Source organism: Corynebacterium breve (genome assembly GCF_030252165.1).
GTDB lineage: Bacteria > Actinomycetota > Actinomycetes > Mycobacteriales > Mycobacteriaceae > Corynebacterium > Corynebacterium breve.
The window spans coordinates 1,883,787-1,895,843 of the sequence record NZ_CP126969.1 but is presented as its reverse complement, the minus strand read 5'-3'; the positions used below and the strand labels follow the sequence as shown (position 1 = coordinate 1,895,843).

General features: G+C 55.4%; 4 protein-coding genes and 3 rRNA genes. All 7 read left to right on the top strand.

What is annotated here, in order from left to right; translation table 11 throughout:
* The first annotated feature begins 148 nt into the window (after positions 1-148).
* The 7 genes from ramA (at position 149) to QP027_RS09200 (ending at position 12,008) form a co-directional block, all read left to right on the top strand.
* The gene (gene ramA, locus QP027_RS09230) at positions 149-988 is read left to right on the top strand and encodes an acetate metabolism transcriptional regulator RamA (protein ID WP_284824279.1); all 840 of its coding nucleotides are present in this window, start codon (positions 149-151) and stop codon (positions 986-988) included.
* 24 nt (positions 989-1,012) lie between these two features.
* On the top strand, positions 1,013-2,269 hold the full coding sequence (murA, locus tag QP027_RS09225) for a UDP-N-acetylglucosamine 1-carboxyvinyltransferase (protein ID WP_284824278.1): 1,257 nt from the start codon (positions 1,013-1,015) through the stop codon (positions 2,267-2,269).
* Between the two features lie 660 nt (positions 2,270-2,929).
* A 16S ribosomal RNA gene (locus QP027_RS09220) occupies positions 2,930-4,433 on the top strand.
* Between the two features lie 387 nt (positions 4,434-4,820).
* A 23S ribosomal RNA gene (locus QP027_RS09215) occupies positions 4,821-7,884 on the top strand.
* A 203-nt stretch (positions 7,885-8,087) separates the two neighbouring features.
* Positions 8,088-8,205: ribosomal RNA gene (gene rrf, locus QP027_RS09210) — 5S ribosomal RNA — on the top strand.
* The 16S, 23S and 5S rRNA genes sit together here, the layout of an rRNA operon.
* A 495-nt stretch (positions 8,206-8,700) precedes the next feature.
* Entirely contained in the window at positions 8,701-9,465 is a 765-nt protein-coding gene (locus tag QP027_RS09205) for an ABC transporter ATP-binding protein (RefSeq protein ID WP_284824276.1), read from the top strand.
* On the top strand, positions 9,465-12,008 hold the full coding sequence (locus QP027_RS09200) for an ABC transporter permease (protein ID WP_284824274.1): 2,544 nt from the start codon (positions 9,465-9,467) through the stop codon (positions 12,006-12,008). The genes QP027_RS09205 and QP027_RS09200 overlap by 1 nt, the downstream gene beginning before the upstream one ends.
* Positions 12,009-12,057 lie beyond the last annotated feature (49 nt).

Genomic DNA, 12,057 nt, shown 5'->3' with positions numbered 1-12,057 from the left:
AGCGGTTTGCTCGGCGGAAATAATTAGCGAGTTGACTTTTCCCTACCCCCAAAATCAGGGTATGATGCGTATGTGTTTAAGCAGGCCCACGTTGTGGGTGCCCCCCAGCGGGTGCCCTCTAACGGGGTGGTAGTCGACAGGAGAGAAAATGGATTCGCAACGGATCAAAGACGACGATGACGCTATCCGCGCAGCTCTAACGTCTCTGAAGACCGCTACAGGGATCCCGGTAACGATGTACGGCACACTGTTGGCAGACAACCGTCTGCAGGTGACACAGTGGATTGGGCTTCGTACCCCCGCGTTGCAAAATCTCATCATCGACCAGGGTGCTGGTGTGGGGGGTCGTGTCGTTGCCACGCGCCGTGCGGTCGGCGTTTCCGACTACGCCCGCGCGAACGTGATCTCCCACGAATATGACCGTGCGATCCAGGACGAAGGCCTGCATTCAATCGTCGCTGTGCCAGTGATCGTGCAGCGGGAGATCCGTGGTGTGCTTTATGTGGGGGTGCATTCGCCAGTCCGCCTTGGAGATAAGGTCATCGAGGAAGTCACCATGACTGCCCGCACCCTTGAGCAAGATCTGGCTGTGAATTCTGCTTTGCGACGAACCGAGGGCGGCAAGACCGGCGCAAAAACTGGCCGCGTTATGAATGGTGCGGAGTGGGAACAGGTGCGCTCCACGCACTCGAAGCTGCGCATGCTGGCCAATCGGGTCGAAGACGAAACATTGCGCAAGGAGCTTGAGCAGCTCTGCGACCAGATGGTCTCGCCGGTACGCGTGAAGCAGTCGACCAAGCTTTCTGCACGTGAACTCGATGTTCTGTCGTGCGTTGCACTGGGGCACACCAACGTCGAAGCAGCTGAAGAGATGGGCATCGGCGCGGAAACTGTGAAATCTTATCTGCGAAGCGTCATGCGTAAGCTCGGCGCACACACCCGTTATGAGGCTGTCAATGCAGCTCGGCGCATTGGCGCGCTGCCTTAGTCCAAGTTGGGTACCCTGGGGAATGTGAAAGATCGTTTCCTTGTAACAGGTGGAGCCCGACTCGAAGGCTCCGTAAGAGTCGATGGGGCTAAGAACAGTGTCCTGAAGTTGATGGCTGCGTCCCTTCTCGCGGAGGGCACGACCACTCTCAATAACTGCCCAGAGATCCTCGATGTCCCTCTGATGAAAGACGTGCTTGAGGGCTTGGGCTGTTCTGTCACTATCGACGGACCAACCGTAACCATCAACACCCCGGCCGTCGTTTCTTCTCGCGCCGACTTTGACGCTGTGCGACAGTTCCGTGCGTCTGTCGCAGTGCTCGGGCCATTGACCGCCCGTTGCGGCGAAGCGATCGTTGCTCTGCCAGGGGGCGACGCGATCGGTTCTCGCCCTCTTGACATGCACCAATCCGGCCTGGAGAAACTCGGCGCCACCACCCATATCGAGCACGGCGCTGTTGTCGCCCGTGCGGACAAACTTGTTGGCGCTGAAATCAGCCTTGACTTCCCTTCGGTGGGAGCGACCGAGAACATTCTCGCAGCGGCCGTCCTTGCTGAAGGCACTACTACTTTGGATAACGCTGCGCGCGAACCCGAAATCATGGACCTGTGCGACATGCTCAATTCCATGGGTGCGCGCATTTCTGGTGCCGGCACCTCCACCTTGACTATTGAAGGCGTTTCCAAGCTGGAACCAACCACACACACCGTGATCGGCGACCGCATTGTGGCAGGTACCTGGGCCTACGCAGCCGCTATGACACAAGGCGACATTACTGTCGGTGGGATCGCACCACGTCACCTGCATCTTGCGCTGGAAAAGCTCAAGATTGCGGGAGCCGAAGTTGAAACTTACGAACAAGGGTTCCGAGTGCGCATGAACTCTCGGCCGAAGGCAGTGGATTACCAGACCCTGCCGTTCCCAGGTTTCCCGACTGATTTGCAGCCGATGGCAATCGGGATCGCTACCATCGCCGACGGCGTCAGCGTGATCACCGAGAACGTCTTCGAGTCACGCTTCCGCTTTGTCGACGAGATGCTGCGCCTCGGCGCCGACGCAACTGTTGACGGCCACCATGTTGTGCTTCGTGGTGTCGATACCTTGTCTTCGACCGATGTCTGGGCTTCCGACATCCGTGCGGGGGCTGGCCTAGTCCTTGCCGGCCTTGTTGCTGACGGTGAAACCACGGTGCACGATGTCTATCACATCGATCGCGGCTACCCGAAGTTTGTTGAGCGACTCAACGCCTTGGGTGCCAATATTGTGCGACTGACTGACTAGTCATTTTAGTGCCTTGGCCTGGGGGTTTGTGTTGTTGGTTGGTTGTGTGTAACTTTATGTGAGTCAGCGAGACCGACAACGCCCCGCCGAGATGTACCGAGTGTATCGGGTCTGGTGAGATGGTGGTCAGGAAAACTACCGCTGGTCAATCAAAATTGTGATGTTTCTGGTTCTGCGTGTTTGTGGGGCTGGGGGTGTTGCGGGCTGCCTTCCGTGAGGTTAACCGTGGGTTAATTGTGGTGGGTGTGTCAATGTTGTGTGAGAACTCGATAGTGTGCCAATGTACTTTTGTTTGTGGATTGGTGTGTGGCTTTTGTGTGTGCCGGCTGCGTGATCCTGTTGTGGGGTTGTGTGGTGGGTGTGTGCCGGTGATGCGTGCTTTTTCGTGGGGTGCGTGTTGTTTTTTGATAGCGGTACAAGATGCATGATTGTTGCGGACTGGTTTGTGAATGAAGACATTTTATTTTTGTTTTTGTTGATGGACTTTTTAGTTTGTTGATGATTGTTTGCTGGCCCTTTGTTTTGTTCCTCGTCAAGGGATGGGGGTCAGTGTTGTTTTGTAATTTTTTGGACAATTGGCGAATGATATTTTTTGTTGTTTGTCAGTGTTGTTTTGGTTGGGTTTTCGGGCTTTTTGCTTGATGTTTCTTCTGAAATGTTTTTGTGGAGAGTTTGATCCTGGCTCAGGATGAACGCTGGCGGCGTGCTTAACACATGCAAGTCGAACGGAAAGGCCCTGCTTGCAGGGTACTCGAGTGGCGAACGGGTGAGTAACACGTGGGTTATCTGCCCTGTACTTCGGGATAAGCTTGGGAAACTGGGTCTAATACCGGATATTCACGTAAGTGGAAAGCTTTTGCGGTACGGGATGAGCTTGCGGCCTATCAGCTTGTTGGTGGGGTAATGGCCTACCAAGGCGTCGACGGGTAGCCGGCCTGAGAGGGTGTACGGCCACATTGGGACTGAGATACGGCCCAGACTCCTACGGGAGGCAGCAGTGGGGAATATTGCACAATGGGCGGAAGCCTGATGCAGCGACGCCGCGTGGGGGATGACGGCCTTCGGGTTGTAAACTCCTTTCGCTAGGGACGAAGCGTAAGTGACGGTACCTAGATAAGAAGCACCGGCTAACTACGTGCCAGCAGCCGCGGTAATACGTAGGGTGCGAGCGTTGTCCGGAATTACTGGGCGTAAAGAGCTCGTAGGTGGTTTGTCGCGTCGTCTGTGGAAGTCCGGGGCTTAACTCCGGGAGTGCAGGCGATACGGGCATAACTTGAGTGCTGTAGGGGAGACTGGAATTCCTGGTGTAGCGGTGAAATGCGCAGATATCAGGAGGAACACCGATGGCGAAGGCAGGTCTCTGGGCAGTGACTGACGCTGAGGAGCGAAAGCATGGGTAGCGAACAGGATTAGATACCCTGGTAGTCCATGCTGTAAACGGTGGGCGCTAGGTGTGAGGGACTTCCACGTTTCTTGTGCCGTAGCTAACGCATTAAGCGCCCCGCCTGGGGAGTACGGCCGCAAGGCTAAAACTCAAAGGAATTGACGGGGGCCCGCACAAGCGGCGGAGCATGTGGATTAATTCGATGCAACGCGAAGAACCTTACCTGGGCTTGACATATATGAGATCGCCATAGAGATATGGTTTCCCTTGTGGCTTGTATACAGGTGGTGCATGGTTGTCGTCAGCTCGTGTCGTGAGATGTTGGGTTAAGTCCCGCAACGAGCGCAACCCTTGTCTTATGTTGCCAGCACGTGATGGTGGGGACTCATGAGAGACTGCCGGGGTTAACTCGGAGGAAGGTGGGGATGACGTCAAATCATCATGCCCCTTATGTCCAGGGCTTCACACATGCTACAATGGTCGGTACAGCGCGTTGCGACACTGTGAGGTGGAGCTAATCGCACAAAGCCGGCCTCAGTTCGGATTGGGGTCTGCAACTCGACCCCATGAAGTCGGAGTCGCTAGTAATCGCAGATCAGCATTGCTGCGGTGAATACGTTCCCGGGCCTTGTACACACCGCCCGTCACGTCATGAAAGTTGGTAACACCCGAAGCCAGTGGCCTATCCTTGTGAGGGAGCTGTCGAAGGTGGGATCGGCGATTGGGACGAAGTCGTAACAAGGTAGCCGTACCGGAAGGTGCGGCTGGATCACCTCCTTTCTAAGGAGTTTGTTTTTTCCATCAACAGTTGTTGGTGAAGGCAGTTAAGTGACCGGATGTGTTGCTGCTGTGTTTTTTTAAAAATCCGGGTGGAGGCATACCGATACGCGTTGTTGTGTGTTCGGGTGCATGCTGGGTTAGATGTCTTTCCATGAATGTGCATGCTGCGGTGTTGTGTCGTGGTGTGGGGTATGTTGGTGCGCTGTTGGGTGTCTGGGGCAGCATTGTCCTTGTGTGTGACTGTCATGTCGTGGGGTGATCGTGTTGTGTGGTTGCTTCCGTGTGGTGGTTGTGTTGTGTGAGAACTGTATAGTGGACGCGAGCATCTTTATTCTTTTTTGTGTTTTTTGTTTGTTGTGTTCATCCATTGACTGTTTGTTGGTGGTTGTGTGTGTTTTTTATGGGCACATGGTGGATGCCTTGGCATGCTAAGCCGATGAAGGACGTGTGAGGCTGCGTTATGCCTCGGGGAGTTGCCAACTAAGCGTTGATCCGAGGATGTCCGAATGGGGAAACCCAGCACCAGTTATGTGGTGTTACCTGCCGGTGAATTCATAGTCGGTGTGGGGGTGACGCGGGGAAGTGAAACATCTCAGTACCCGTAGGAAGAGAAAATAATGTAATGATTCTGCTAGTAGCGGCGAGCGAACGTGGATGATGGCTAAACCGTATGCGTGTGATACCTGACAGGGGTTGCGTGTGTGGTGTTGTGGGATGCAACTGTTCAGGGCTGTTGACCTGGAGCGTGCGCGAAGCGTTAGTGGAAGTGGTCTGGGATGGCCTACGGAACAAGGTGAGAGTCCTGTACATGAAGGCGTGGTTGTGTGTGTTGTTGTTGTCCCGAGTAGCAGCGGGCTCGTGGAATCTGCTGTGAATCTGCCGGGACCACCCGGTAAGCCTGAATACTTAGTGTGACCGATAGCGGATAGTACCGTGAGGGAATGGTGAAAAGTACCCCGGGAGGGGAGTGAAATAGTTCCTGAAACCGTGTGTTTACAATCCGTCAGAGCACTTCTTATGTGCGATGGCGTGCCTTTTGAAGAATGAGCCTGCGAGTCAGCGGCATGTCGCGAGGTTAACCCGTGTGGGGTAGTCGTAGCGAAAGCGAATACTAAATTTGTGTGTTTCAGTGGCATGTCCTGGACCCGAAGCGGGGTGATCTACCCATGGCCAGTGTGAAGCAGAGGTAAGACTTTGTGGAGGCGCGAACCCACTTAGGTTGAAAACTGAGGGGATGAGTTGTGGGTAGGGGTGAAAGGCCAATCAAACTCCGTGATAGCTGGTTCTCCCCGAAATGCATTTAGGTGCAGCGTTGTGTTAGCTTGCCGGAGGTAGAGCTACTGGTTGGTTGAGCGGGACTATTATCTTAGCAATGTCAGCCAAACTCCGAATGCCGGTGAAGTGTTGCATGGCAGTGAGACTGCGGGGGATAAGCTTCGTAGTCGAGAGGGAAACAGCCCAGATCGCCGGTTAAGGCCCCTAAGGGTGTACTAAGTGGAAAAGGATGTGGGATCGCGAAGACAGCCAGGAGGTTGGCTTAGAAGCAGCCATCCTTGAAAGAGTGCGTAATAGCTCACTGGTCGAGTGGTTCTGCGCCGACAATGTAGTGGGGCTCAAGTACACCGCCGAAGCCGCGGCAATATTTTGTATTGGGTAGGGGAGCGTCGTGCATGGGGTGAAGCATTACCGTGAGGGGGTGTGGACTGTGTGCGAGTGAGAATGCAGGCATGAGTAACGAGTGGTAAGTGAGAATCTTATCCGCCGAATGACTAAGGGTTCCTGGGTCAAGTTCGTCTTCCCAGGGTGAGTCGGGTCCTAAGGCGAGGCCGACAGGCGTAGTCGATGGTTAACGGGTTGATATTCCCGTACCCGTTCATGTGCGTTCAAGAGTGAGGCAGTGATACTAACTACCCATAATCTGATCATGTGCCTTCGGGTGTGTGGTTGGTGCGTGCGTAGGGCCTGATCTGTAGTAGTTCAGTGATGGGGTGACGCAGGAAGGTAGCCGAGCCACCTAATGGTGTGTGGTGTAAGCGTGTGGCACGAGTGCTTGGTAAATCCGGTGCTTTTTTGTGTGAGGCGTGATGCGTAGCCCTTTGGGGTGATGTTGGTGATCCTATGCTGTCGAGAAAAGCCTCTAGCGAGTGCGTGGACGGCCCGTACCCTAAACCGACACAGGTAGTCAGGTAGAGAATACTAAGGCGGTCGGGTGAACTGTGGTTAAGGAACTCGGCAAAATGCCCCCGTAACTTCGGGAGAAGGGGGACCATCGCATGTGATCAGATTTTCTTTGTTGAGCGTGTGGTGGTCGCAGAGAATAGAGGGAAGCGACTGTTTATCAAAAACACAGGTCCGTGCGAAGACGTTGAAGTTGATGTATACGGACTGACGCCTGCCCGGTGCTGGAAGGTTAAGAGGACCTGTTAGGACTTTGTGTTCGAAGCGGAGAATTTAAGCCCCAGTAAACGGCGGTGGTAACTATAACCATCCTAAGGTAGCGAAATTCCTTGTCGGGTAAGTTCCGACCTGCACGAATGGCGTAACGACTTCCCTGCTGTCTCAACCACAGGCCCGGTGAAATTGCAGTACGAGTAAAGATGCTCGTTTCGCGCGGCAGGACGAAAAGACCCCGGGACCTTCACTATAGCTTGGTATTGGTGTTCGATGCGGTTTGTGTAGGATAGGTGGGAGACTGTGAAGCGGCCACGCTAGTGGTGGTGGAGTCGTTGTTGAAATACCACTCTGACTGTATTGGATACCTGAACCTTGGCCCATGATCTGGGTTGGGGACAGTGCCTGGTGGGTAGTTTAACTGGGGCGGTTGCCTCCTAAAATGTAACGGAGGCGCCCAAAGGTTCCCTCAGCCTGGTTGGCAATCAGGTGGTGAGTGTAAGTGCACAAGGGAGCTTGACTGCGAGACTGACAGGTCGAGCAGGGACGAAAGTCGGGACTAGTGATCCGGCACCTACTTGTGGATGTGGTGTCGCTCAACGGATAAAAGGTACCCCGGGGATAACAGGCTGATCTTCCCCAAGAGTCCATATCGACGGGATGGTTTGGCACCTCGATGTCGGCTCGTCGCATCCTGGGGCTGGAGTAGGTCCCAAGGGTTGGGCTGTTCGCCCATTAAAGCGGCACGCGAGCTGGGTTCAGAACGTCGTGAGACAGTTCGGTCTCTATCCGCCGCGCGCGTTGAAACTTGAAGAAGGCTGTCCCTAGTACGAGAGGACCGGGACGGACGTACCTCTGGTGTGCCAGTTGTCCTACCAAGGGCATAGCTGGTTGGCTACGTACGGGAGGGATAACCGCTGAAAGCATCTAAGCGGGAAGCCTGTTTTGAGATGAGGTTTCTTTTGAGGTTCCCTAGAGACTATGGGGTTGATAGGCCAGATCTGGAAGCATCGTAAGGTGTGGAGGTGACTGGTACTAATATGCCGACAAACACATACCCGCACTTTTGTGTGTGGTGATGCAGCGAAAAAATATTGTTTGATCACTGATTAGGTTTGGTGTTCGCGTCCACTGTGCAGTGTCTGACACAATACGTGTCAGGCGCATCTAAATGATTATGTGCATGGCATGCACCGCGTTGTGTGGTGTGTGTTGTGTGGTCCACTTGTTCGCTGGATTGATCGATGTGCCGTTTTTAGGTGTGTCGGTGGTTGATGGCGGCGGGGAAACGCCCGGTCCCATTCCGAACCCGGAAGCTAAGCCCGCCCGCGCTGATGGTACTGCACCTGGGAGGGTGTGGGAGAGTAAGTTACCGCCGGCCTATATGTAAATAGGATAATTGAATAGTGTTTGTGTGTGGAGGGTATGTTCTTCCCACACCCCGTGTGAGCGCCCCTGCTGTGTGTGGTGGGTGCTTGGGGGTGTGGGGGGAATGTGCCCTCCTTTTTCTTGTCGTGGTGCCCGGGTGGTGTGGTGGTGAACAATGATGCACGTTTTACCACCTGCCGGGGTACCGACACCACCTGAAACGGGCACCACTGTACGGTGGTAGCGGTCAAAGGGGGGCACGGTGTCTGAACAGTCATGCACGTTTTACCACCTGCCGGGGTACCGACACCACCTGAAACGGGCACCGTTGTACGGGTGCGATCACCGCAACGAACCATCACCCCCACACACCTCAGGGTTTTCCCGTAGATGGACTGAGACGAAGATCAGGTTGATACCTGATGCGGAAAGTGTGCGCTTCTAGAGACAATTGAGGTAGAAGGTTTCAACGAATGTGACCTCACTTCTGCTCCGCAAAGGATCCGCCATGCCGTCCTCTATCTCTCCAATCTCTGAATCATCAAACTCCCGTGCTGCAGCCAGTGCAATCGACCTCCGCAAGACATACGGCGAAGGAAATACCGCCGTGCATGCGCTAGACGGCGTCACTGTTGACTTGGAGGAGGGTAAGTTCACCGCGATCATGGGGCCGTCCGGCTCGGGGAAGTCGACCTTGATGCATTGCATGGCCGGATTAGATGAACCAACCAGCGGTCAAACGTATCTCGGCACGACTGACTTGTCGCAGCTCAACGATGGTGAGATGACTGCTCTGCGACGCGATCGAATCGGTTTTATTTTCCAGTCGTTCAATTTGGTGCCCACACTAACCGCCGAGGAGAACATCACTTTGCCTGCAAGAATTGCTGGCGAGGCAACTGACGCCGCATGGTTTGACGAAGTCACTCGACGGTTTGGCATCGCTGATCGGTTGGACCACCGTCCGGCTGAGCTCTCCGGCGGTCAACAGCAGCGCGTGGCGTGTGCACGGGCGATCGTCGGCAAGCCTGAGGTCATCTTTGGCGACGAGCCGACCGGCAACTTGGACTCGAACGCATCGACTGAGGTTTTGACTCTGTTACGCAACTCTGTGGATGAAATGGGACAGACAGTTGTCATCGTGACACATGACGCGATGGCCGCGAGCTATGCGGATCGGGTCATTTTCCTGGCGGACGGGAAACTTGTTCACGAACTTGCAGATCCAACGACAGAAGACATTTTGGCTGTGATGGCGGGGTTTGATCAGTAATGGACAACATACTCGTTTTCCTTAGTTGGAAGAACATTAAATCGAATGTCACGCGACTGATACTGTCGGTGATCGCGGTGGTCTTGGGGACGAGTTTCGTTGCTGGTGGCTTTATTTTGACGGCTTCGCTGTCCAAGGCGTTCGACGAAATATTGAAGGCGGGCTACGAAGGGGTCGACGTCACTGTGAGCTCCGAGGGGCCAGTCCCGCTCGTGCGAGGTGAGATATTGCCGGAGCTGGAGCAGATGAAAGAAGTCGCCAAAGTTGAGGCCTTGGACCAGCAAAGCATTGTCTTGATTGTCGATGACGAGCCCGTGCAGACGGGCGGCGCCGGGGCGTGGGTGATTCCTTACGTGGGTGCCAATGAACGCGTCGGCTTCTTGGACGAACGCATCGTGGATGGGCATGAGCCGACGCAGCCGAACCACGCAACACTGAACTCTTCGACGGCTGAACAATACGGAGTTGGCGTTGGAGACAAGGTCGAGATCATTGATCGTGAAGGTCGTCGCGAGATCACCATCGATGCGATTTCTGAAATGGGGATGTCGGTCGGCGACTGGGCGGGCATCCAGATTCCTGCCAGCCAGTACTGGCGCGAATTTGCTGTAGGGGATACAGCATCGTCGTTTAGCTTGAAAGCTGCGGAGGGCACAACCGCGGAGGAGCTTGCCACCCAAGTGCAGTCGAAGCTTCCCGACACCCAGGTGCGCACGGGCGAAGCCGCAATGAAGGAGGAATCGAAGGGGCTGCGGAAGCAACTGTCGTTCGTATCCTACATAATGCTTGGGTTCGGCCTCATTGCATTGCTGGTGGGCACATTTATCATCTCTAATACGTTCTCAATGATTGTCGCGCAACGCACCAGGGATTTCGCCTTGCTGCGCGCACTTGGCCTCTCGCGGAAGCAGTTAACCGGCTCAGTGGTGATGGAAGCAGCGATCATCGGGCTCGTGGGATCCTTCTTCGGAATCCTGCTCGGTATGGGTCTGGTTGCAGCAATCGTTTGGGGCATTGAACAGGGTGGATTGGGCTTTCCTAACGCCGGTATCGGATTGGACTGGAAATCGACGGTAATTCCCATCCTGGTTGGTGTGGGCGTGACTATCTGGGGAGCATGGGCACCAGCCCGTCGCGCAGGGTCCATCCGCCCAGTCGAAGCGATGCGCTCAGGCGATCAATCTACCGCTCAACCGCTGAAAGCGCGTTCGCTAACCGGTGTTCTGCTCTTCCTCGTAGGGCTCGCCTTGACCAGTGCAGCATTGCTTGTCGACGACACCACCGCCGTTCGTGCGTCCCTGCTGGGCGCGGGCGCAGTCGGGTTGGTTCTGGGGTGGTGGCTGTTGTCGGCTTGGGTCGTTCGGGCAGTATTTAGCAAGTCGCCTCCGACGAAGAACGCAGTGGTGACTCTCGCTGGAACGAACCTCGCGCGCAACCCACGGCGTACCGCCTCGACGGCGTTTGCGTTGATGCTGGGAGTAACTCTCGTGTCCACGGTCGGAATCCTGGGCGCGACCATGAAGAACTCAGTCTTCGGCGCCATCGACCAGTACTTGATCGCGGATGCGGTTGTGTCAACCGGGTACATGCCTAACCAGGAGTACCCGAAGGGGGCACTAGAGGACATCGAGGCGATGGACGAAGTCGCTGGCACGCTGACCACGACTTGGGCCCCCGTTACGGTAAACGGCAAGGGCGCTACTTCGGACGGGACTAATCAAGTGACCACGGTTGCAGAAAGCGACCCTACGGTGGCTCTTGCTATCGAGGTCACGGGCGGATCGTTTGAGGATCTTGCTGCGAAACCAGGTGTTGGCATGCGCACTAGCTACGCGGAAGAGCAGGGCGTGAAAATCGGCGACATGGTCCAAGCGGAATCGCCGATGCACCCCGAGCCGATTAGCGTTCCATTGGTAGTGACCTGGGACGACGAAAGCACATACACCAGCATGTCGGTTTCGGCGGCTACGGTCCGCGAATTAGTCCCCGAAGAGTCCATGTGGATGCGGCAGCAAACCTACGTCACTTTCAACGACGGCGTGGACACTCAGGCGGCCCTGAACAAGCTCAAAGACACCGTCTCGCCTTATGAAGTGCTGCAGGTCATGGACCGCGCAGAGTTCCGCGAGGGTGGTGCGACGCAAGTCAACGGCTTGCTTGCAATCGTGTATGCATTGCTTGCCCTTTCGGTAATCATTGCGGTGCTAGGAATTATCAACACGCTGGCTCTATCGATCACGGAGCGCCGCCACGAGTTCGGCATGCTGCGAGCCGTGGGCATGCAAAGGGGTCAGATGCGCCGGATGATCACGCTGGAGTCTGCAGGCATCGCATTGCTTGGAGCGTTCGCCGGCACAGGACTAGGCGTGTGGTTGGGTTATGTATTCGTCAGCGTGCTTAGCGACGATGGCCTCGACCGCCTGTTGATCCCTTGGGGACAGTTGGCCATACTCGTTGCCGGTGCCCTGGTTGTAGGCATGATCGCCGCTATCGCCCCGGCACAGAAGGCCGCGAGGACGCACCCGCTTGCAGCTGTCGAGTAAAAGGCCAGGCAGGGGGTAGTCCTCCCCGGTGAATGTCCCAATGTCGGAG